Raw genomic sequence first — 24,273 nt, forward strand, 5'->3', positions numbered from 1 at the left:
TCAATTAAATTCTCATTGATATTGAATATTTTATCCTCTAATATTTAGCCAATCTTAATCCAATTACTTTATTCAAAGACAACTGATTAATATTCGCTTAAGGTTCAATTAAGCCCAAAATACCTGAATCGAACATACGTTATTATTGTAACTTATAACAATAATGAAAGATGTTTTACAAAACGATTTCTCTGGTATTTCTATTCGGATTGTTTTCTGCAAATGCACAGCAAAATGATTCGATAACAAAAATTGACACTACTTCACATAACCTGAAATTCAATTACAAACAATTAATTATTCCGGGAGTATTAATTGGATACGGCGTTATTGGAATTGGAAATGATCAGCTCTTAAGTTTTAATCATCAAATTAAATCAGAAGTTACTGAAGATATTGATGAGAAGATTACCATTGATGATTTCTCTCAATATGCACCTGCAGCTTCAGTTTATGCTTTGAATGCTTTTGGTGTAAAAGGCAAGAATAATATGCGGGATCGGTCTGTAATATTTGTGACTTCATACGCTATTATGGCGACAACCGTTTTGGGTTTAAAATCAATTGTACACGAAGAACGACCAGACGGCAGTTCGAACAATTCTTTCCCTTCCGGACATACGGCAACTGCTTTTGCCGGAGCTGAATTTTTATGGCAGGAATACAAAGACAAATCGATTTGGTACGGAATTGCAGGTTATGCCGTTGCAACCGGAACGGGATTATTTAGAATTTACAACAATCGCCATTGGTTAACAGATGTTGCTGCCGGAGCCGGAATCGGGATTTTGAGCACTAAACTGGCCTATTGGATGAATCCTTATATCACTAAAAAACTTTTCAAATCATCTTCTGAAAGTAATTCAACTTCTATGGTAATGCCTTTTTATAATGGCCAACAATATGGGTTGGGTTTTGTAAAGGTTTTTTAGTTTTTTTTTCATTGCTATTGTCACCCTGAGCGGAGTCGAAGGGCTTTATACCACAGAAGGTCTTCGACTCCGCTCAGACTGACATTCAGACTTCAAAATACAAATTTTCATTTCCAGAGTTTCTAAGTATTCGAAGTATTATTCTTAATCTCCATCACTTCTCTTTTAACTTCGAGAAGCAAATCTTTCATACTTTGAGATTCTGTTTGTTCGTGGCGTTTATCACTGCGTCCGATGCTGCATTCGTACTCCCAGATTTCTAAAATATCTGAGGCTTTCACTTCATAATTTGGATAGAAACGATTGTCTGATTCCAGAACCAACGCATTCTTTTTGTTTTTGTTGAGACGTTTGTACACCATTCCTTCATTTTTGGTAATCAGGATATAGGTTCTACCATCCATCACCTCTCCCAGCCTTTCGACATAACGGCCAATAATAATAGATCCGTCTTCATGTGGCGGCATCGAATCGCCTTCTACAGGAAATCCGCGGTGTTTTCCCGGTCCTAAAAACGGAAGGGAAACTTGTTGCAGACTTTCAATATATTCCGGATCAGCATATCCGTTTAGATATCCTGCTTTTGCTTTTTGAGATACAATTTCGATATAATTCTCCCCAAAACTATCTACTTGTATAGGTAAGATAAGTCGATTGCCTTCTAATTTTATCAGGTTTTCAATGTGTATCTTTCGTATGTCGACAGACAATAATAAGTCAATACTCATATGAAAATATAAAGCAATCTGCTTTAAAATATCATATGGCGCTTCGGAGGTTCCATCTTCGTATTTAACGTATCTTCCTCGGGTAATTCTAAGGTTTTCAGCTAATTTCTCCTGAGATATTTTATGCTTAACCCTCAATGCTCTGATGTTATCTGAAAATAAGGACATAATTAATTTGTTATAATTTGGAACAACAAATATACAAAAAAATGTTATCATCTGTACTAATTTTGTTTCATACAAAAACAAGGAAATGGCAAGGGCAATTGTACACATGGATTTGGATACCTTTTTTGTATCCTGCGAGAGACTAACCAACTCAGAATTAAGTGGTATTCCGCTTATTATTGGCGGTGGCGATCGTGGTGTTGTAGCCTCATGTTCGTATGAAGCCCGAAAATTTGGAGTACGCTCTGCGATGCCTATTCACATGGCGATGAAACTTTGTCCGCAAGCCAAAATTATCAAAGGTGATATGGAATTATATTCTCGATTGTCACATGATGTTACGCAAGTAATTCAGGAAAAAGCACCGATAATGGAAAAAGCCAGCATCGATGAATTTTATCTTGATATTACCGGAATGGATAAATTTCACGGCAGTTATAAATGGACAGATGAATTGGCACAATCTGTAATTAAAGAAACTGGATTGCCTATTAGTTTTTCGTTATCTGTTAACAAAACTGTTTCTAAAATTGCAACCGGAGAAGGAAAACCAAAAGGAAATTTAGAAATTCCGGAAGGCAATGTACAGTCTTTTTTGAATCCGTTGTCGATACAGAAAATACCGATGGTGGGTAATGTTACTTTTCAGCTCTTATCAAGAATTGGCGTTCGTAAAATTCAGACTTTATCTGAAATGCCTCCCGAAGTTTTACAACAAATGATTGGTAAAAACGGTCTGGACATCTGGAAAAAAGCCAACGGAATAGATCATACGCCTGTAGAACCTTACACCGAAAGAAAATCAATTTCTACCGAACATACTTTTTCGCAGGACACAATCGATATTATCATGCTAAAATCGATATTGATTGGCATGGTCGAAAAACTGGCTTTTCAATTGCGATCTGAGCAATGGTTAACCTCGACCATTACGATTAAAATTCGTTACGCCAATTTTGATACCGAAACCAAACAATGTAAAATAGCTTATACTTCAGCAGATCATATCCTGACCAAAAATGTGATGGAATTATTTGAAAAAGTATATCAGCGCCGAATGCGATTGCGCCTGATTGGTATTCGCTTTAGCGGATTGGTTCGGGGAACATATCAAATTAATCTTTTTGAAGATACCGAGGAAATGTTATCACTATATGCCGCGATGGATAAAATGAAAAGCCGTTATGGTTTTGATGCTGTTATGCGTTGCGCCGGAGCTTCTTTTAAGCCTAATAATAAAGATGAAATTTTAAAACGTATCAAATAAATCATGTATCTCAATTGTCATTCTTTTCATTCTCTGCGTTACGGCACAATTCCTCTCGATCAACTCGTTGAGCAAGCCGTTTTGTATGGTATAAAAGCTATGGCACTTACTGATATTAATACCGTTACCGGAATTTACGATTTTATGAGAGCCTGTGATAAAGTTGGAATTAAACCTCTTGTGGGAATGGAATTTCGATCTAATCATGAATTTCGATATATCGGCTTAGCCAAAAATGCCAGCGGACTTGGCGAAATGAATCGTTTTTTGACGGATCATAATTTCAGCGGAGAATCTTTGCCATTGATTGCTCCGGAATTTGATTCGGTTTTTGTGATTTATACTTTAGAAAATACTCCTGAATTTCTTCGTGAAAATGAGTTTATCGGAATTCGTCCGGATGAAGTTTTAAGACTTCTTACTTCGGAACATAAAAACAAAATAGCCAAAATGGTGGTGTTACAATCAGTGACTTTTAGCAATAAAAGAGAATTTAATCTGCATAAAATTCTGCGTGCCATTGACACTAATATCATTTTATCGAGACTTACAGAAACTGATTATTGTAAAACTTCTGAGAAAATGCTCCCGCCAGAATCGCTTTTACCATTTTATGAAAGTTATCCTGAAATCATTGCCAACACGCAAAGAATAATCGATTCTTGTGATTTTCAATATGATTTTTCAATTAAAAGAAATAAAAAATTCTTTACTGGAAGTCGCGAGAGTGATCTCAAAAAACTAACAGAATTGGCCGAAAAAGGTTTTGAATGGCGTTATGAAAAAGAAAACACAATTGCTCGAAAACGTGTAGAAAAAGAACTAAAAGTTATTGATGAATTACAATTCAGCGGTTATTTTTTAATCACGTGGGACATTGTCAGATACAGCAACAGTCAGGGATTTATGCACATTGGCCGAGGCAGTGGAGCCAACAGTATTATAGCTTATTGTCTCGGAATTACCGATATCTGTCCAATCGAACTCGATCTGTATTTTGAACGTTTTTTAAACTTAAATCGAAAAAGTCCGCCTGATTTTGATATTGATTGGAGCTGGAAAGAGCGTAATACCATTTTAGAATATATCTTCGAAAAATATGGAAAAGACCATGTTGCTTTTTGCGGAACCAATGTCGAATTCAAACACCGTTCTATTTTTAGGGAAGTCGGCAAAGTGTTTGGTCTTCCAAAAGAAGAATTAGACATGCTCGCCAAAAATCCTATGGCCTTACACGAAACCAATTCTATCGTAAAACTGGTTCAGGAATACAGCCTGATGATGAATAAATATCCAAATCAGCGTAGTATGCACGCTTGCGGAATTATAATTTCTGAAGAACCAATTACGGATTATACGCCGCTTGAAATGCCTCCGAAAGGATTTCCTATTGTACTTTTCGATATGCATATTGCTGAAGAAATTGGTTTTGATAAATTCGATATTCTGAGTCAGCGTGGGATTGGTCATATTGATGACAGCGTAAAACTAATTGAGAAAAACCGAGGAATCAAAGTCAACATTCGTGACACTTCGATCTCTAAAGATGAAGTAGTTTGTAATGTTCATTTGGCACAAGGCAAAACTATTGGCTGTTTTTATATCGAAAGCCCGGCGATGCGCGGTTTATTACGCCGATTGAATTGTGATAATTATAAAATTCTGGTAGCAGCTTCTTCTATTATTCGTCCAGGAGTAGCACAATCCGGAATGATGAAAGAATATATTTTTCGTCATAATAATCCGGATCAGTTTCAATATTTTCATGAGGTTTTTAAGGAACATCTTGGTGAAACCTACGGGATTATGGTGTATCAGGAAGATGTGATTAAAATTGCACAACATTACGGAGGACTGCCCGCTCCTGATGGTGATATCCTGCGTCGCGCCATGTCCGGAAAAGGCCGTTCTATGGAGGCTTTACAAAAAGTAAAAGATAACTTTTTTGCCTGTTGTGCTGAGAAAGGACATCCTGAAGCGCTTAGTCAGGAAATTTACCGCCAGATTGAATCCTTTGCAGGATTTTCGTTTTGCAAAGCGCACTCGGCTTCTTATGCTGTTGAGAGTTATCAGAGTTTGTATCTCAAGATCAATTATCCTGTAGAATTTATGACAGCGGTAATCAACAATCAGGGTGGTTTTTACAGAACCGAAGTCTATATACACGAAGCCCGAATGTCTGGCGGAACAATTCATAACCCGTGTGTCAATAAAAGCGAATACCAGACTACGGTGTACGGAACTGATATTTATCTCGGCTTTATGCATTTACAGAGTTTAGAATCTAAAACGGCTCATTTAATAGAATCGGATCGGGAGAAAAATGGAGATTTTCTTTCTTTAGAAGATTTCATCAATCGCATTCCAATTGGGATTGAGAGCATGAAAATCCTGATTTTTATAGATGCTTTTCGTTTTACGGGAAAAACCAAAAACCAGCTTTTGGTTGTTGCCAGTTTACTTTTAAACAATTTCAAACCCGAAAACCGAAGTTTGATGCTGCTGCAGGAACCTGTAAAAGAGTATAAGCTCCCAACTTTAGAACGTTCTTTATATGAAGATGCTTTTGATGAAATCGAATTACTGAGTTTCCCCGTATCCTGTACCGTTTTTGATTTGCTTCAAACCAAACATCGCGGCGATATTATGGCCAAAGATTTAGTGATTCATCATAAAAAACAAGTCCGTATGCTGGCGTATCTGATTTCCAGAAAACAAGTTCCCACTAAAAAAGGCAATATGTATTTCGGAACCTGGATCGATCATGAAGGTACTTATTTTGATACGGCTCATTTTCCGGATTGTCTGGCACAATTTCCTTTTCAGGGCGGAGGTTGTTACCTGCTTTTAGGAACTGTCGAGGTCGATTATCATTTCCCGACGATCACGATTACCAAAATGGCAAAAATGCCTTTTATTCCTGATCCGCGTTATATGGATGCTAAAGATCAATATAAAACACAGCGTTTAATCAAGGAAGATGTGAGTCCTACGCATCGGGAACCTTATCCGCAAGGACATGAAATTAATTTACCCCGACACCGAATGAAATTTCAAAACTAAAAATCGTTGAACATAATTTTTTAAACACATAGAAACATAGTTTTAAAATAATAAAAAAGGCGTTTCACTTGTCTAAATACACATAGCTATGTGAGAAAATCATGATTTTATAAAAGGATCTTATATTTAAAAATTAAACCTATGTTTCTATGTGTTAAACATTTAAACGACACAAGAAGAAATTACGTTATATTAAAGAGATGAAAAAGCAAGAATACGCCATAGTAGATATCGAAACCACCGGTGGAAACGCCAGTGGCAGCCGCATTACAGAAATTGCGATCATCATTCATGACGGAGAAAACGTGATTGATCGTTATGAAACGCTTGTGAATCCTGAAAAAGAAATCCCGATTTCGATTTTTGCCTTAACTGGAATCAATAATGAAATGGTAGCTAATGCGCCAATCTTCGATGATATTTCAGATAAAGTGCTGGAAATGCTTACTGATCGTGTTTTCGTTGCCCATAATGTCAACTTTGATTATTCGTTCGTTCGCCATCAACTCGAACAAGCAGGTTTTAAATGGACAGCCAGAAAGTTATGTACCGTTCGCGCAGCTAGAAAAATCAGACCCGGTTTAGGATCTTATAGTTTAGGGAATCTCTGCAATTCACTGGATATATCTTTAGAAAACCGACATCGTGCCGGCGGTGATGCAGATGCTACGGCTATATTATTTTCGCGATTGCTCGAATGGGACGATGAAGGTCATATCGAAAAAATGATCAAAGCGACATCACAAGATCAGCGTTTACCACCTAATCTTCCGCCTGACGATTTTAATAATTTACCCGAAAAACCCGGTGTCTATTATTTTTATAATGAAGTCAAAAAGGTAATTTATGTTGGAAAAGCCATCAACCTAAAAAAACGCGTAGCTTCACATTTTAGTGGTCATAAGATTAACCCGCAAAGACAGCATTTCTTAAGGGACATACATTCTATTTCCTTTGAAGTCTGTGGCAACGAATTAATGGCGCTGCTTTTAGAATGTACTGAAATCAAACATCTTTGGCCAACTTACAACAGGGCTTTAAAACGTTTTGAACCTAAATACGGACTTTATCAATATGAAGCCCGCAACGGATACAAATATCTGGCAATTGGGAAACTTAATAAATTTCAGTCATGCATTGAGCATTTCAGCAGTATACACGAAGGAACAAATACATTGCGAAGCCTGGCAGAACAATTTGAGATTGATTATAGGTTTTGCAAATATTTAAGACCTGAAGACGGAGAAATATTTAAAAACAGTGATATAACAGATTTGCCGGAAGTTTCAATTCACAATGAGCAAGTCGACAATGCTATTGAGTTTTTATTGGGTAACAGACCCACTTTTGCAATTATAGAAAAAGGAAGAACATCACAAGAACGCAGTTGTATCTGGATCGAAAATGGTCATTTTTATGGTATGGGATATATTCCGCTAGATGTTGCGATTACTGATCCATCAGAAGTAAAAAATTATGCTACGCCTTATAAAAGCAATCAATATATTGTGCAATTGATTTTTGCTTACGCAGAAAAAAATCCGCGTAAAGTATTCTTTAACAAACAGTTTCTGAAATAAGAATAGGAAGTTGTGTAAATATAAAGGCGCAAAAAGCTGTAAATTTAATGATACAACTAAATTAAATCTACTATGAAAATAGCAACTTATAACGTAAACGGAGTCAACGGACGATTGAATGTTTTATTGAAATGGCTTGAAGAAACTACTCCGGATATTGTATGCCTTCAGGAATTAAAAGCGCAACAGGATAATTTCCCTGTTAAAGCAATTAATGATGCCGGTTACAATGCAATTTGGCACGGACAAAAACAATGGAATGGCGTGGCGATTCTGGCGCGTAATATGGAGATTGACGAAGTAACGCGCGTTCTTCCGGGAGACGACGAAGATGTTCAGAGTCGGTATATCGAAGCTTTGATAAACGGAATTGTAATTGCCTGTCTTTATCTGCCAAACGGAAATCCTGCCCCGGGGCCAAAATTAGAATATAAACTAAAATGGTTTGATCGTCTGGCTGATCGTGCAGCAACGCTTTTGAGCTTAAAAGTTCCGGTAATATTGGTTGGAGATTACAATGTGATGCCAACAGAAGTGGATGTTTATAAACCTGAAAAATGGGTAAATGATGCACTCTTTTTACCCGAAGTCAGAAAAGCTTTCAAGGATATTGTTTCTCAGGGATGGACAGATGCGATTCGAACCTTATATCCTAATGAGAAAATTTACACCTTTTGGGATTATTTCAGAAAAGCTTACGAGCGGGACGCAGGTCTTAGAATTGATCATTTTTTACTAAGTCCGCAATTAGCAAAAAAACTAATTTCCGGAGGAGTTGACCGCCATGTGCGGGGATGGGAAAAAACAAGCGACCATGCTCCGGTATGGATTGAAATTGACACAAAATAACCAAACAATGACACTATTTAGCGATACCGAATTATTTGCCACTGGTCTGGCAGGAAAAAAAGTATTTGACCTGCCGGATGCAGAACTTATTTTGATCGATAATTTTTTCACTAAAGAAGAATCTGATCGCTTTTACGAAAGAATACTCCACAAGACCAAATGGAGAGAATATGAAATGGAAATTTATGATAAAACCTATACTGTTCCCCGAATGATTTCCTGGTATGAAGACAAGGATAATCCCGGTGCAGACCAAAACGGACCTGACTGGACTTATGAATTATTGACTATCAGAGGAAGGGTCGAAAAAGAAACCCAACTTGATTTTAATAGTCTTCTCCTCAATTTATACCGAGACGGAAATGATGGCGTTGGCTGGCACAGCGACAAAGAGCACAATACAGGGCCAAACCCGGTTATTGCTTCTGTCACTTTTGGCGAAACCAGAATGTTCAAACTGCGTCATAAATTTAGAAAAGAGATTCCGCAAATAGAGATTCCTTTGCATCACGGATCCTTTTTATTAATGGCAGGAACAACCAATAGTTTTTGGCAGCATCATGTTCCTAAAACAGCCAAAAATGTATTGCCCAGAATAAATTTAACCTTTAGAAGAACCAATCGAAGTGAATGATTATAAATCGCTCAAAATGAGTTTTTTTTCATTCCAAAACGACGAGGAAAATTCCTCCTCTAAAAGTTAAAATACTCAGTACATGAACCTTTTATTAGGCAGAACCTATCTTTTTTACTATTTTTGCAACCTTTTTTTATATATACATTACCACAATGGCTTATTCAAACAATGATTTATTGCGTTTTTTAGATGCGCAAAACAAACTTTATCTTACTGCTCTTTCTGAAATCAAAAAAGGTAAAAAAGAAACACACTGGATGTGGTTTATTTTTCCTCAGATTAAAGGATTGGGCAAGAGTGATACTGCGAATTATTACGCCATTAACGATCTAAAAGAAGCAACTGAATTCCTTGAACATCCCATTCTTGGAAAACATCTTATAGAAATCTCTGAGCTATTTTTGACTTTTAGAAGAAAATCAGCTGACGGAATTTTAGGAGATCTGGATGCGCGTAAATTACGTTCTTCTATGACGCTTTTTTCTTTGGTAGAAAATACAAATCCTGTATTCCAGGAAGTACTGGAAGCTTTCTTCTCCGGAGAATCAGATCCGCTTACTTTGTCTATTATTAATTCATCTATAAAATCTTCTCTTGAGACTGAAATGGCATAATCGCCACTAACATTCATTAGATTATTTACATTTAAGACACTACATTTTTGCTTTGGCAAATTGGTAGTGTCTTTTTTTTTTAGCCCACGGATTTTACGGATTAAACGGGTTTACACGGATTTTTTATTGTTCAAAATAGAGCACAAAAAATACCTTGCTAAAACAAGGCATTTTATATTTGAAGCAAATTAATTAAAGTAAAAAAAAACCTGCGTAAACCCGTTTAATCCGTAAAACCCGTGGGCAAAATTAAACTTTGAACCTTTGTTCCTCTGAACCTTTGTCCCTTCTTACTCTCCTTTTGGTTTCGTCAAGTAATATACAGGAATACCTGTTAGCATTATCAAAACTCCCCAACCACAAGTCGAGAATTTTGTGATTAATAACGAAATACAAATTGCCGCTGCAATCACGATGTACAATAAAGGCAGAAACGGATATCCAAAAGCTTTATAAGGTCTTTCTACATCTGGCATTTTTTTACGTAAAATAAAGATTCCGTATATAGTTAAGATGTAAAAAATCAAAACAATGATGATGACAAAATCTAACAAATCTCCGTATTTCCCTGTAAGACACAAAGCCGAAGCCCAAATACATTGCGCCCATAAAGCCCATGATGGTACACTGAATTTATTTAGAACAGCTGCTTTTTTAAAGAACAAACCATCTGTTGCCATTGTATAATATACTCTCGCACCCGCCATGATTAATCCGTTGTTACACGCAAAAGTCGAAATCATAATCATGATCGCAATAATCAATGTTCCTATATTACCAAAGATATATTGTGAAGCCACAACCGCTACCCTATCAGATTTTGCTGTTGCAATTTCGTCTAACGGAATCACTGCCAAATACATCAAATTGGTCAAAACATAAATAATGGTCACAATAAAAGTTCCTAAAAATAAACTGAAACCAACGTTACGTTTCGGGTTTTTAATTTCTCCCGCAATAAACGTTACACCATTCCAGGCATCACTAGAAAATAAAGACCCAACCATCGCAGCCGAAATTCCGCTAATCAGAGCCGTTCCGCTAATTGGCAGCCACGAACCGGTATCTTTATTAAACGAACGTGTTGTCCATGCATCTGCCCAGTTGGCATCCCAAACCGAAGCTTTCGCGGCCAATGTTAGTCCGAAAACGATCAAACCCAACAAAGATAAAATTTTGATAATCGTTAGAACCGTTTGCAGAATTTTTCCGTTTTTAACACCACGGCTATTAATAAAAGTTAGTAAAACAATCGTCAGGATCGAAACAATCTGAGCAGCATTAAGTTTAAAAGAACCTAATTCATACAAGATATTTTCGTCACTAAAAGGTTCATACAGATACGATGCAAACTTAGAGAAAGCCACACCTACAGCAGCTATAGTCCCAGTCTGAATTACTGCAAAAAAACTCCAGCCATACAAAAAGGCAATTAGCTTGTTATACGCTTCTTTCAGGTAAACGTATTGTCCGCCCGCTTTTGGAAACATCGCACTCAACTCGCCATAACTCACAGCGGCAATAATAGTAATCAATCCTGAGATGAGCCAAATCAGTGTTAGCCATCCCGCAGAACCTACTTGTCTGGCAATATCGGCACTCACGATAAATATTCCAGATCCTATCATAGACCCTACCACAAGCATGGTTCCGTCTAATAATCCGAGTTCTCTTTTAAAATTTTCCTGGTCGTTTTCTTGCATCGTTTTTGGTTTTTTGGGTTGGTTAAAGATATACTTTTTTCTGAAATTTTAGATTTTAGATTGTTGATTTTAGATTCTTATTAAAAGCCTTATTATGAAAGATCATATTACTAAATGAGAATAGCTTTTTAAACCTAAAATTGTCAAATTCTAAAATCTAAATTCCAAAATCCAACAATCTAAAATCTAAAATAATTTGGGCGTGTCCCTTCGGGTCGGGCTTTCGGCTAAATTCCCGCTTAACAAAAACTACGGCTAAAAAGCCTTGTTTTTCTAAATCGGGAGATACCGCCTCTATCCCTCACGCAAATTCTGTTTTCATAAGAAATTTTAGCTCAACATTCTCGTTTACGGATTTCCATAAAATAATACTTTCTCATCTGGTTACATTTGGCATACAATAAGAGTATCTAATACTTGCAATTCTATATTAAATTACATAACAATGAAAAAATTATCACTGATCCTGTTATTACTTATTCTTAATTCCTGTGCTACCAATTATTATTTTGTAAACATTGATGAAGACACTACAATTTTCACTTCAAAAAACGAGAAAGAATCAGTTACCATAATTCCAAAAGGATCTGGTGCATACATCAATAGAAGTGATAAAAAAGCAAGAAAATTAAAATGGCGAAATTTTAAAGGATGGGCAATAAATCCTAGATATAGCAATCCGATATTTTCCAGCAATTCAGATAATAATAATTCAAATAGAAGCAATTCTTCAAACAGTAGTTATACTAAATCCTCAACAAAAGCTTCATCAGGAGGAACTGTTAACGTAAAAGGCTATACACGAAAAAATGGAACTTATGTCGCTCCACATACGCGAAGTGCCCCAAGAAGAAGATAAACCAAAACATTACTCTAATTAACTAAATCAAAAAAAATGAAATTAATTATTCTTCTTTTAATTCTTATTTTTACTCTTAGTTACAAACCATAATTAAAATTCAATTCTACAAAAGATCTCTAATAATTGAACAAAAATGTCTTTATGTACCAAATGTCTACAGCAGAAGAAATAATCAATAAGGTTGCCCAAGATAAAATAGATTTTAATCTTGGCATACAGCTTTTATTAGAAGACCCGGAATATGATTTCAAAGGACTTTTTACAACTTTAACAAATTGTATATTCAACGCTATTCCTGAAAAAACGCATTACAATACAGAAACGTATCAAAATGCCCTGAATACAATTCCTTTAAAACCAACCTATACCCCTATTGTACTTTTAAAAAGGTTCCCAACACGAATTGCTTTTTATAAATTAGCAGCACTTCCTGAAAACGAAAATATAAAAATTATAACTTCATTACTTTGGATTTTTAAAGTAACCGACACTGAAAGAAGAAGTACAGAATGTAAAAATGGCTGCGGACATTTTTGGCATGAAATAGAATAAAAAGGAATAAATAGTTAAACAAAACAAGTACTTATTCTAAGAATTTATTTACTTCTGCAATTTTTTCATTTCTAAATCAATCTTTCCTTATTACAATCTGCAATACTCCGCCAAAATTATTAAAAAGGACAACAAGCTACACAAAATCAATAAATTACATTAAAAAACAATTTTAAAAATAAATTTAACAAGAAAAAAAAGCTTATTTGTAAAACTATATTCTTTTTTTATTAAATTTATAAAAATGATAATTGATTGATAAACGTAAACATTTCATTAACAATTGTTCATTTTTCAAAAAACAAAGATAGTCGATCCCAAACGATTATGAATGTTGAAGAATAAAACAAAAACAAAAGACTTTTATAAGGCCACTAACCTACTAATTTGAAAATTATGTCTAAGAATCCGTTTTTTAAAAACATACGTTTTCCTAATGTTTTTATTCTTCTCATAATTGTATTTGTTTCCTGTGCCTTACTTATTTGTATCAATTTTTTTACCATCAAAATTTTGTCTGCCAACAGAGCGTATGTCAATGGAGAGTCGCATTACTCTAAAGGTCAAAAAGATGCTTCCAGACACCTCATCACCTATCTTTATACCAAAGACGAAAACCAATGGAAATTATATTTAGAAGAGTTAGAAGTTCCTCAAGGTGATGGCATTGCCCGAAAAACACTTTTAAAAGTGGGCGATAATAAAGTCGCCCGAAAAGGATTTTTAATTGGGCGAAATCATAAAGACGATCTAGACGATCTTGTTTGGTTATTTGTCAATTTTCAGCAAGTATCTTTTTTAGCCAAAGCTATTGACGAATGGGGAAAGGGTGATGAACTCATTTTCAAATTATTTATCGTGGGTCACGAAATAAATGCTCAGATAAAATATAATCTTTTAACTCCCGCCAGCCAGAAAAATTTCTTAAACCGAATTAGTTCGATCAGTGATAAACTTACAATTAACGAACGCAACTTCTCGAATACTTTAGGCGAAGGAACACGTAAAATAAAAAGCCTTTTGATCATTACCAATATTGTATTTATCTTAATTATTGTGCTAAGCGTATGCTCTTATTATTCTATAATGGTAAAACGATTGCTGGTTTCTAAAAAAGAGATTGAGATTAAAAACGAAAATCTAATTATCGTAAATCGTGAATTAGACCGATTTGTTTATAGTGCATCACATGATTTGAGATCGCCTATTACATCATTAAAAGGTTTGATTGAAATTACCCAACTAGAAGATGATATTGACCAAATTAAGACCTATTTAGGACTTATGCATAAAAGCCTGATGAAACAGGATCAATTTATAATTGATATTATCGATTACTCTAAAAATAAGCGAAAACAAGTCGTGATGGAGCCTGTAAGTTTACAGGAATTATTGAATGAAGCGATCTCACAATTAATGCATATCGAAAATGCTAATCGAATCACTTTTACCCAGGAATTATTAGTAGATCAGATCCAGAGTGATGGATTACGCTTAAAAATCATTATTTCGAATTTACTTTCAAACGCAATAAAATATGCCGATGTCAACAAACAGGAAATGTTTATTAGTGTAAAAACGTATTTCGATGATGGCTACAATAAAATAGAAGTAACAGACAACGGAATTGGGATTAAAGAAGAATTTAAGGATAATATTTTTGAAATGTACTTTGGCACTAATAAGAACAAAGGTTCGGGATTAGGACTTTACATTGTAAAAGAGGCTGTAGAAAACATACAAGGGAATATTTCGGTTTTTTCTGAAAGTACTGTTGGAAGCAAATTCGTTGTAACAATACCCAACTAATATGCAGCCTAAACCTATATTTCTGATCATTGAGGACAATTTGATCGATCAGCTTGTTATTACGCAATTATTAAAAAAAGTACTGGAGATTGACCAAATTGTAATTGCGAATAATGGTAAAGAGGGGATTGAGTGGCTTACAACCCAAAAAAAGAATCAATCACTCATTATTTTATTAGACATACAAATGCCAATAATGAATGGGTTTGAATTCCTGGATGCTTTTGAGAAACTAAATAAAGAGATCAGGAAAGAAATTCAAATTTACGTCCTTTCATCTACCTTAGATCCTGATGAACTTGAACACATTAGTAAAAATGATAATGTAACAGGATTTTTGAATAAACCTTTTCCGATTGAGGAATTTAAAAGAAAATTTACCTGAAAATTTTACTTTATTGCAAAATACGATTTACCTGAGTAAAGGTTCTTTGATAATAAGGTTCTTTTGTCGAAGAAATTATTACACCGCCATGAGTTGAGGAATGTACAAATTTAATTTCTCCATCGGCTACTTCAACCACCATTCCGACATGATTGATTTGTCGTCTTCCGTTGGTTCTAAAGAAAATTAAATCTCCTTTTTGAGCTTCCTCTGTACCCACTTTAAAACCAACACGAGATTGTTCAATAGAACTTCTTGGTAATTTTATATCAAAATTATTAAACGTACAAATCATTAATCCTGAACAATCAAAACCAGCTTTTGTGGTTCCGCCCGACCGGTAACGAGTTCCTATGTTTTCGGTTGCATTCACCACCAATTGATTTACTAAATCAGAATGATTACTAACCCTGAATACTGTAGTCGTATCTTTTTCAACTGCTGAATTATCTGCGACTTGTGAAGTGCCTGATAAACCATCATTACTTTGTGGGGTTGTTATTGAAGATGCCGCATCGGCCTTTTCTTTTGACGTATTAATCTTCAGCATATAACCTACAGGCAATTTTCCTTTGATAAATGGATTCTGCCTTTCTAATTCGGCAACAGTTATTCCGTATTTCTTTGCAATGGCATATTTTGTTTCTTTTGGCTGAACCTCAACCACTACTTCAACATTTTGCGCAGGTGTAATTTCCGGCTTTGCTTCATCAGTTTTAATCTTATTATCTGAAGTAAGAACAGGGTTTTCAGCAATCTGAGTTTGAGATGCAATAGCAGTATCTTTTATTTCCTGATTGGCTTTTTCTTTTGAAGTTTTAATTTTCAGAAGATAACCTACTGGCAGCTTTCCTTTGATAAATGGATTTTGTCTTTCCAGTTCTGCAACGGTTATCCCGTATTTCTTGGCAATGGTATATTTTGTTTCGTTTGGCTTTACCTCAACTACAATTTCGGCATTTTTGTCGGATACAATTTCCGGCTTTACTTCACTCGTTTTACCTTTATTTTCTAAAGTTGTGGCAGTTTTTTCAGCGATTTGAGTTTGAGATGCAATAACAGCATCTTTTACTTCCTGATTTGCTTTTTCTTTTGAAGTTCTAATTTTAAGAAGATAACCTACCGGCAGTTTTCCTTTGATAAATGGATTTTGCTTCTCTAATTCTGCAACTGTTATTCCGTATTTTTTGGCAATCAGATATTTTGTTTCTTTTGGTTTTACCTCAACAACAACTTCTACGTCTGTTGAAGGAATTATTTCCGGCTTTTCTATGTTCTGATTTTTCTTTGTATTCTTTTCAGTCGCTACAACAGCATTAGACGGAATAGTAAGTTTCTGTCCTATTTTTAAATCTTCGCTTTCAAGCGACGGATTTGCTTTTTTTAAATCATCAACAGAAACATTGTATTTTTTTGAAATTACCCAAAGATTTTCTTTTTCCTGTACTTCGTGCTGAACTGAATTTGAAGTTGTCGCGGGAGTTGTATTGGCAACTATTTCAGTTTTTTTTGTAGTAACCTTTTTATTCGTATTCGGAATTAAGAGCACCGAATTCAATTTTAAAACTTTAGGAGCGTCAGGATTGGCTTCTTCAATATCTTTAGTTTTTACACCATATTTTTTAGCAATTACAGATAAGTTTTCTCCTTTGGATATTTTGTGCTTGATAAACTTTTCCTGAGAAAAAACACCAACACTGAAAAAAAACAACACTATAATTAATCTAACAACCATACCTATTAAAGTTTAATGAATACTTCTTTAAGTTTAAATAATATAACTTTTCGCCTGAATAATATAAACTAGAAAAATGTAAATATATTATGTAAAAAGCGAATTTACCCTTTTAATGTAAAAGATACACGTTTTTTAACAACAAATTTACCCAGAATTAATCTTGTCAAGATAAAAATTGCTCCAACTCTTTGAAATCAGGTCTTTTATAAAATGTGTATTTATTTTTAATAAAAGCCAATTATAATGGAACAAACTTCTTATTTCAAAATATTCTTTTGTCGATAGTTCATAAAAATTATAAACTAATTTTTCTTTCAAATTGAACTCTCGGCATAAAAATTGTGCGAATATTTTTAGAATAGCAATTGACTTTCTTTACCAAAAACTAACCTTAATTTGAAAACAGTGTGAAAAAACTACTTTTAATTTTCATCCTTTTTCCTTTATTATCTATTGCCCAAAATATAAACGGAACAATAGTTTCGAAAAGCACTAATCTTCCACTTGAAAACACCAATATCCTGGCATTATCAAGCAAAGTGGGAACAAAGATGAAAACGGAAAATTTTCTTTAAAACTTTTATCAAAATTTAACGACGACGAGGTATTAGAATTCTCTCATATTGGTTACGTTACTACAAGAATTTCTTTAAGTTATCTGGCTAAGCAAAGCTTCATAGTTTCGCTTGAAGAAAATATTGAAAATTTGTCAGACGTAATTATTCCTGCGGATCAAAAACTACAATCTAAACTTTCATTTACCCAATTGACTTCTTTAAAACATCTTATATTCTCATTTGGCTCTCTTCTGCAAGATGACAAAATTTATGTTAGTGGCGGAGATGCTTATCCTGAAATCAACCAACTCGAAAAAGCACGAGCAGAAAAAGCTGATATGGATATGGTGAAATTTTTAAGCGAAGAGCAATATATTTCGGCTAAACGACATTACAAACAAGACCTTTGTATATATGACATCAAAACTGATACATGGGAATTTTCGAAATTAAAACTTCAAAACAGGGCATATCACAACATTCATTTTTACAACAATTTGGTTTATATCGTAGGCGGAAAAAAAATGTTTGTAAACAAAATAAGCAGCTGGGAATACCTGCAAGATCAAATTGAAGTTTTAGATTTGGAAAAACAGACCATTAAAACTGATCATACAAATCCGCATCGGGCTGCTGATTTTGCTTCATTTACTTATAAAGATAATATTATTGTAATGGGCGGTTCTGTAAAATCGACCGAAAGTGGTGTCAAGGATTTTACCGATAAAGTACATTTATACAACATTTCGTCAGGTTATTGGTACGAACTTGCTCATATGCCAATAGCAAAAGAAACTACAGGCGCTCTGGTCGATGATAAAATTTATCTTATCGGCGGCAACAACGGAAAGCCAATCTCACAAATAGAATCTTTTGATTTAGCAACGGAAAAATGGCAAAATGAAGGAGAATTATTCTCACCATTAGAAAGGCCTGCTGTAACTTATCATGAAAATATTATTTATTTTTTTGAGGATCAAAAAATGTATGTTTTTGATCTAAAAACAAAACAATTAAAAGAATATGAAATTGGATTACCTCTGAAATATTCAGCCATGCATTATTACAATGATAAATTATACATTTTAGGTGGACGTGTTGACAATAGCTACTCGAAATTACCTTCTTCGAAAGTATTTAGTATTGATGTAAATGAATTTGAAATTACCAAACCTACCAGAACTAAGACTTTATAACAAGAAGTACGCGTCACTAAAAATAACGGATAGATTATTTTTTATTTTGAATATGAAATTATATCGAAAGATCTAAAGTCACACTAAGAAAGAAAATCTTCTGATAAAAACGAGTGCCCTAGCCCAGATAGAAGCGGCATCTCCCGATTTAGAAAAACAAGGCTTTTTAGCCGTAGTTTTTGTTTATCGGGAATATAGCGGATAGCTGGAAATAGCTCCTAATAAAAAACGCCCTGTTTTCACAGAGCGTTTTTAGTATAATTGAATCTTAACGATTAAGCTTTTCCGGCAGCGATTAAGTTTAATGCTGAACCCGCAACGAACCAGCCAATCTGACCTGCGTTATAAGTATGGTTTGCCAGGATGATATCTTTTGTACCATTGGCATGAACGAACTCTAATGTTAATGGTTTTCCCGGAGCGAACTCAGTTAAATCAGTAAAATTGATAGTATCGTCTTCCTGAATTTTATCGTAATCGGCTTCGTTTGCGAATGTTAATCCTAAAAGACCTTGTTTTTTAAGGTTTGTTTCATGGATACGGGCAAAAGATTTTACCAATACCGCTTTAACTCCTAAGAAACGTGGCTCCATAGCAGCATGCTCACGAGATGAACCTTCGCCATAATTGTGATCTCCTACAACGATAGACGGAACGCCAGCGGCTTTGTATGCACGAGCTACAGCAGGAACTGCATCGTAAGTACCTGTTAATTGATTTTTAACAGAGTTTGTTTTTTGGTTGAATGCATTTACGGCACCAATCAGCATATTATTTGAAATATTATCCAAGTGTCCGCGGAAACGTAACCATGGTCCAGCCATAGAGATATGATCTGTAGTACATTTTCCGAATGCTTTGATCAATAATTTTGCTCCAGTAATATTTTTACCATCCCAGGCATCAAACGGAGCTAATAATTGTAAACGCTCAGATGTTGGACTTACCACAACCTGAACTCCTGAACCGTCTTCTGCCGGAACCTGGAATCCCGGATCTTTAACATCAAATCCTTTTGGAGGCAATTCGTCTCCTGTTGGCGCTTCAAGCATTACTTCTTCTCCGTCTTCGTTGATCAAAGTATCTGTTAATGGATTGAAACCAAGATCTCCTGCGATAGCCATAGCGGTTACCAACTCTGGAGAACCTACGAAGGCTAACGTATTTGGGTTACCATCTGCACGTTTTGAGAAGTTACGGTTGAAAGAGTGCACAATAGTATTTCTTTCTTCTTTCTCTGCTCCGTCTCTATCCCACATACCAATACACGGTCCGCAGGCATTAGCAAAAACAGTTGCTCCAATTTTTTCGAAAGTATCGATAAATCCGTCTCTTTCGATGGTATAACGAACTACTTCAGATCCTGGAGTAATTGTGAATTGAGATTTAGTTTTTAAGTTTTTAGCACTTACTTGTCTTGCCAGAGAAGCTGCACGTGAGATATCTTCGTAAGAAGAGTTGGTACAAGAACCAATTAAACCTACCTGAATTTGTAATGGCCAGTTGTTTTTGATCGCTGTTTCTTTCATTTTAGAAATTGGAGTCGCTAAATCCGGTGTAAAAGGACCGTTTAAGTGTGGCTCTAATTCTGTTAAGTTGATTTCGATAACCTGATCAAAATATTCTTCCGGGTTAGCATATACTTCTGCATCTCCTGTTAAGTAAGGAGCTATTTTATCTGCAGCATCTGCAACATCTGCTCTGTTTGTAGAACGAAGGTAACGACTCATAGAATCATCATATCCAAAAGTTGAAGTTGTAGCTCCAATCTCTGCTCCCATGTTACAAATAGTACCTTTACCGGTACATGACATAGAAGTTGCTCCTTCTCCAAAATATTCAACGATTGCACCAGTACCACCTTTTACAGTAAGAATACCGGCAACTTTAAGGATAACATCTTTAGGAGCTGTCCAACCTGATAATTTACCGGTTAGTTTTACTCCAATTAATTTAGGGAATTTAAGTTCCCAAGCCATACCGGACATAACGTCTACAGCATCTGCTCCACCAACACCAATGGCTACCATTCCTAAACCACCTGCATTTACAGTGTGCGAATCGGTACCAATCATCATTCCGCCCGGGAAAGCATAATTTTCTAGTACTACCTGATGAATAATTCCTGCTCCCGGTTTCCAGAAACCAATTCCGTATTTGTTAGAAACTGACGACAAGAAATCGAAAACTTCGTTGCTTTGTGTTTTTGCTCTGGCCAAATCGGTTGCTGCATCTACTTTTGCCTGAATCAAGTGATCGCAATGCACTGTTGTAGGCACTGCTACTTTAGGCTTACCAGCGTGCATAAATTGCAATAATGCCATTTGAGCAGTTGCATCCTGACATGCTACACGATCCGGTGCAAAATCAACATAATCTACTCCTCTGCCAAAAGCCTTCGTTGGATTTCCGTCCCAAAGGTGATTGTATAAAATTTTCTCTGTTAATGTAAGTGGACGACCAACAATCTCGCGTGCTTTATCAACACGATCCGGCATGTTCTCATACACTTTTTTTATCATTTCAATATCAAAAGCCATAAGTATAATTGTTTTTGTTTTTTTATTTTGAACATGACAAGTTACAAAAAATAGAGGAGCCAGAAAAGAAAAAGCCCGAGTTTATCAACTCGGGCTTTTTATATATAATGATTATAACTAATCGTAAATTACATTACCAGCAATTTATGAGAAGGTGCAAATCTTGTCAGGCTAATACCATCTACTGCTGCTGTATATTCAGCAAGTGTAGGAGTTCTTCCTAAAATTGTAGATAAAACTACTACCGGTGTAGAAGAAAGTAAAGACTCTCCTTTTTTACCTTCAGTATCTTCTACTACTCTTCCCTGGAAAAGACGTGTTGAAGTTGCCATTACAGTATCCCCTTTTGCCGCTTTTTCCTGGTTACCCATACAAAGGTTACATCCCGGACGTTCTAAGTATAACATGTTCTCATATTCAGTACGTGCTGCTCCTTTAGGTGCATTATCGTTGAATTCGAAACCAGAATATTTTTGTAAAACTTCCCAGTCACCTTCGGCTTTAAGTTCATCTACAATGTTGTAAGTAGGAGGCGCTACCACAAGAGGCGCTTTGAACTCCACTTTACCGTGTAGATCTTCTATATTTTTAAGCATTTGAGCCAAAATCTTCATATCTCCTTTGTGAACCATACAAGATCCTATAAATCCAAGATCTACTTTTTTCACTCCACCATAGAAAGATAAAGGTCTGATAGTATCGTGCGTATATCTTTTAGAAACATCAACGTTATTCACGTCTGGATCTGCAATCATTGGTTCGATAATCTGATCAAGATCTACAACAACTTCAGCATAATATTTTGCATTTGCATCTGGAGTCAACGCTGGCTTTTCAGCTGATTTGATCTCTGAAATTCTCTTATCTGCTTTATTGATCAATCCCTGAAGAACTTGTTTCTGATTGTCCATACCTTTGTCGATCATGATCTGGATTCTGCTTTTTGCAATCTCCAATGATTCGATTAAGGTATCATCTTCAGAAATACAGATAGAAGCTTTTGCTTTCATCTCTGCAGTCCAGTCTGTAAATGTAAAGGCCTGGTCAGCAGTAAGAGTTCCTAGATGAACCTCGATAATTCTTCCCTGGAAAACATTTTCTCCTCCAAACTTTTTAAGCATTTGAGCTTGTGTTGAATGCACTACGTCACGGAAGTCCATGTAGTCTTTCATCTCTCCTTTGAACGTCACTTTTACAGATTCCGGAATTGGCATTGAAGCTTCTCCAGTAGCCAATGCAAGAGCAACTGTTCCTGAGTCAGCACCAAAAGCAACACCTTTTGACATTCTTGTATGAGAGTCACCACCAATAATGATAGCCCACTCATCAATTGTAATATCGTTAAGTACTTTATGAATTACATCTGTCATTGCATGATAAACACCTTTTGGATCACGAGCTGTGATTAAACCGAAATCGTTCATGAATTTCATCAATTTTGGAATGTTTGCCTGCGCTTTTTTATCCCAAACTGAAGCTGTATGACAACCTGATTGGTATGCACCATCAACGATTGGCGAAATTACTGTAGCAGCCATAGATTCTAATTCCTGAGCAGTCATAAGACCAGTCGTATCCTGAGAACCTACGATATTAACTTCTACACGAACATCTGATCCGGCGTGTAAAACTTTACCCGCAGTGATACCAACAGCATTTCTGTTGAAGATTTTCTCAACTGCTGTAAGTCCTTGCCCTTCAACTGAAATTTCTTTTGATGGAGCAAATACAAGAGGAGCTTCGATATCTAAAACTTTCGCTGCTAATGTTTGAAGTTTTTTACCAAATACAATAGCGTAAGATCCTCCAGCTTTGATAAATTCCATTTTCTGAGGCGTAAATGCCTTAGAAATGTCTATCAATTCCTGATCACCGTTGTATAGTTTTTTTGTTTTTGTATTTATTGTAAGTACAGTTCCTGTAGCAACAGAGTATGCTTCTTCAAGAATTGGCTCATTATTCTCATTACGAATAATATTACCTTCTGCATCCAGCTTTTTTACCCAGTTTTTAAGATCTAAACCAATACCACCAGTAACATCTACAGTTGTTAGGAAAATTGGAGAAATACCATTTGTTCCTGCAACGATTGGAGCAATATTAATAAATGGAACATACAGGCTTGCTTGTTTACCTGTCCAAAGTGCCACGTTGTTTACACCTGACATTCTTGACGAACCTACACCCATTGTACCTTTTTCAGCAATCAACATAACGCTTGCGTCAGGGTGTTTTGCCTGTAATGCTTTGATTTCTTCTTGTGCCTGAGGCGTAATCATACATTTACCGTGAAGTTCACGGTCAGAACGTGAGTGCGCCTGATTACCCGGAGAAAGTAAATCTGTCGAAATATCTCCTTCACCAGCGATATAAGTAACTACTTTAATTTCTTCTACTACTTCTGGCAGTGAAGTAAAAAACTCTGCCTGTGCGTAACTTTTAAGAATTTCAAGAGCAATTGGATTACCATTTTTAAATGCTTCTTTAAGACGGTCTGTGTCTGCCTCATAAAGATAAACTTGAGTCTTAAGAACATCTCCTGCTTGTTTTGCAATGGAAGTATGATCACCAAGTGCTAAATCCAACAACACTTCAATCGAAGGTCCGCCTTTCATGTGTGATAATAACTCAAAAGCAAAATCAGGTGTTATTTCTTTTACTTCGGATTGACCCAAAATAATTTCCTTCAAAAACTTAGCTTTCGTACCGGCTGCACTAGTAGTACCTGGTACAACATTATAAATAAAAAAGTTCAGAGAATCTTGTCTGTACTCGTTATTCAAATCTTTAATTTGTTCAATGATTTCGCCTAATAATTCAGCGCCATCAATTGGTTTCGGGTTAAGCCCTTGACCTTTTCGTTCTTCAATTTCTTGGATGTAATCCTGATAAATATTCATAATAAAAGTCTTTTCTAGGTATTTTATTTTTTTTGTACGCAAATTTAGGTATTAAAGCCGACAATTAAAAAAAATATAATAGAAGTCGCCTTTTCAAAAATTATTATTGCTAAAAAACGATTTTGACTGCTTGTTTTTGTCAAAATATCAATTTTGAATGGAAAAAATAAATTATTGATATTTTAAAATCTTT

The 24,273-nt window shown here is 35.4% G+C and carries 17 protein-coding genes; 12 read left to right on the top strand and 5 right to left on the bottom strand.

What is annotated here, in order from left to right; all coding sequences use genetic code 11:
* The first annotated feature begins 170 nt into the window (after nucleotides 1-170).
* Entirely contained in the window at nucleotides 171-932 is a 762-nt protein-coding gene (locus ACIDC4_RS16945) for a phosphatase PAP2 family protein (protein WP_412043066.1), read from the top strand.
* A gap of 122 nt (nucleotides 933-1,054) precedes the next feature.
* Here the strand turns inward: ACIDC4_RS16945 and ACIDC4_RS16950 are convergent, their stop codons facing one another.
* On the bottom strand, nucleotides 1,055-1,828 hold the full coding sequence (locus ACIDC4_RS16950) for an XRE family transcriptional regulator (protein ID WP_230035750.1): 774 nt from the start codon (nucleotides 1,826-1,828) through the stop codon (nucleotides 1,055-1,057).
* Between the two features lie 85 nt (nucleotides 1,829-1,913).
* Between ACIDC4_RS16950 and dinB the strand changes: the two genes are divergently transcribed.
* The 6 genes from dinB (at nucleotide 1,914) to ACIDC4_RS16980 (ending at nucleotide 9,838) form a co-directional block, all read left to right on the top strand.
* The gene (gene dinB / locus ACIDC4_RS16955) at nucleotides 1,914-3,095 is read left to right on the top strand and encodes a DNA polymerase IV (protein ID WP_412043065.1); all 1,182 of its coding nucleotides are present in this window, start codon (nucleotides 1,914-1,916) and stop codon (nucleotides 3,093-3,095) included.
* Nucleotides 3,096-3,098: 3 nt separating this feature from the next.
* Nucleotides 3,099-6,158, top strand: a complete 3,060-nt coding sequence (locus ACIDC4_RS16960) for a DNA polymerase III subunit alpha (protein WP_412043064.1) — start codon at nucleotides 3,099-3,101, stop codon at nucleotides 6,156-6,158.
* A 200-nt stretch (nucleotides 6,159-6,358) separates the two neighbouring features.
* The gene (locus ACIDC4_RS16965; protein ID WP_412043063.1) at nucleotides 6,359-7,738 is read left to right on the top strand and encodes an exonuclease domain-containing protein; all 1,380 of its coding nucleotides are present in this window, start codon (nucleotides 6,359-6,361) and stop codon (nucleotides 7,736-7,738) included.
* A gap of 72 nt (nucleotides 7,739-7,810) precedes the next feature.
* Complete coding sequence (gene xth, locus ACIDC4_RS16970) at nucleotides 7,811-8,587, top strand: exodeoxyribonuclease III (protein WP_412043062.1); 777 nt, start codon at nucleotides 7,811-7,813, stop codon at nucleotides 8,585-8,587.
* Between the two features lie 7 nt (nucleotides 8,588-8,594).
* Nucleotides 8,595-9,221 carry an alpha-ketoglutarate-dependent dioxygenase AlkB family protein gene (locus ACIDC4_RS16975; RefSeq protein WP_065448366.1) on the top strand — a complete coding sequence of 209 codons (627 nt, stop codon included), beginning with the start codon at nucleotides 8,595-8,597 and terminating at the stop codon, nucleotides 9,219-9,221.
* 155 nt (nucleotides 9,222-9,376) lie between these two features.
* Nucleotides 9,377-9,838, top strand: coding sequence for a DUF1810 domain-containing protein (locus ACIDC4_RS16980; protein ID WP_173969278.1), 462 nt, complete (start codon nucleotides 9,377-9,379; stop codon nucleotides 9,836-9,838).
* Nucleotides 9,839-10,128: 290 nt separating this feature from the next.
* Here ACIDC4_RS16980 and ACIDC4_RS16985 read toward each other — a convergent pair whose 3' ends face one another.
* Nucleotides 10,129-11,541 (bottom strand): APC family permease, encoded by a 1,413-nt coding sequence (locus ACIDC4_RS16985; RefSeq protein ID WP_412043061.1) that lies wholly within the window; start codon nucleotides 11,539-11,541, stop codon nucleotides 10,129-10,131.
* A gap of 445 nt (nucleotides 11,542-11,986) precedes the next feature.
* On the opposite strand from ACIDC4_RS16985, the gene ACIDC4_RS16990 reads away from it, so the two are divergent.
* From ACIDC4_RS16990 to ACIDC4_RS17005, 4 genes are all read left to right on the top strand, one after another.
* Nucleotides 11,987-12,400: a hypothetical protein gene (locus tag ACIDC4_RS16990; RefSeq protein ID WP_412043060.1), complete on the top strand. Its 414-nt coding sequence runs from the start codon at nucleotides 11,987-11,989 to the stop codon at nucleotides 12,398-12,400.
* A gap of 144 nt (nucleotides 12,401-12,544) precedes the next feature.
* Nucleotides 12,545-12,955, top strand: a complete 411-nt coding sequence (locus tag ACIDC4_RS16995; RefSeq protein ID WP_412043059.1) for a DUF5958 family protein — start codon at nucleotides 12,545-12,547, stop codon at nucleotides 12,953-12,955.
* Nucleotides 12,956-13,351: 396 nt separating this feature from the next.
* Nucleotides 13,352-14,764, top strand: coding sequence for a sensor histidine kinase (locus tag ACIDC4_RS17000; protein WP_412043058.1), 1,413 nt, complete (start codon nucleotides 13,352-13,354; stop codon nucleotides 14,762-14,764).
* Between the two features lies 1 nt (nucleotide 14,765).
* A complete protein-coding gene (locus ACIDC4_RS17005) occupies nucleotides 14,766-15,149 on the top strand; it encodes a response regulator (RefSeq protein WP_412043057.1) in 384 nt (127 codons plus the stop codon).
* Nucleotides 15,150-15,159: 10 nt separating this feature from the next.
* Here the strand turns inward: ACIDC4_RS17005 and ACIDC4_RS17010 are convergent, their stop codons facing one another.
* On the bottom strand, nucleotides 15,160-16,884 hold the full coding sequence (locus ACIDC4_RS17010) for a LysM peptidoglycan-binding domain-containing protein (protein ID WP_412043056.1): 1,725 nt from the start codon (nucleotides 16,882-16,884) through the stop codon (nucleotides 15,160-15,162).
* Between the two features lie 709 nt (nucleotides 16,885-17,593).
* Here ACIDC4_RS17010 and ACIDC4_RS17015 point away from each other — a divergent pair.
* Nucleotides 17,594-18,640, top strand: a complete 1,047-nt coding sequence (locus ACIDC4_RS17015; RefSeq protein WP_412043055.1) for a Kelch repeat-containing protein — start codon at nucleotides 17,594-17,596, stop codon at nucleotides 18,638-18,640.
* Between the two features lie 275 nt (nucleotides 18,641-18,915).
* Here ACIDC4_RS17015 and ACIDC4_RS17020 read toward each other — a convergent pair whose 3' ends face one another.
* A complete protein-coding gene (locus ACIDC4_RS17020; protein ID WP_412043054.1) occupies nucleotides 18,916-21,180 on the bottom strand; it encodes an aconitate hydratase in 2,265 nt (754 codons plus the stop codon).
* A gap of 128 nt (nucleotides 21,181-21,308) precedes the next feature.
* The gene (locus ACIDC4_RS17025; protein ID WP_412043053.1) at nucleotides 21,309-24,080 is read right to left on the bottom strand and encodes a bifunctional aconitate hydratase 2/2-methylisocitrate dehydratase; all 2,772 of its coding nucleotides are present in this window, start codon (nucleotides 24,078-24,080) and stop codon (nucleotides 21,309-21,311) included.
* Between the last annotated feature and the right edge of the window lie 193 nt (nucleotides 24,081-24,273).

Source organism: Flavobacterium sp. C3NV (genome assembly GCF_046825355.2).
Taxonomy (GTDB): Bacteria; Bacteroidota; Bacteroidia; order Flavobacteriales; family Flavobacteriaceae; genus Flavobacterium.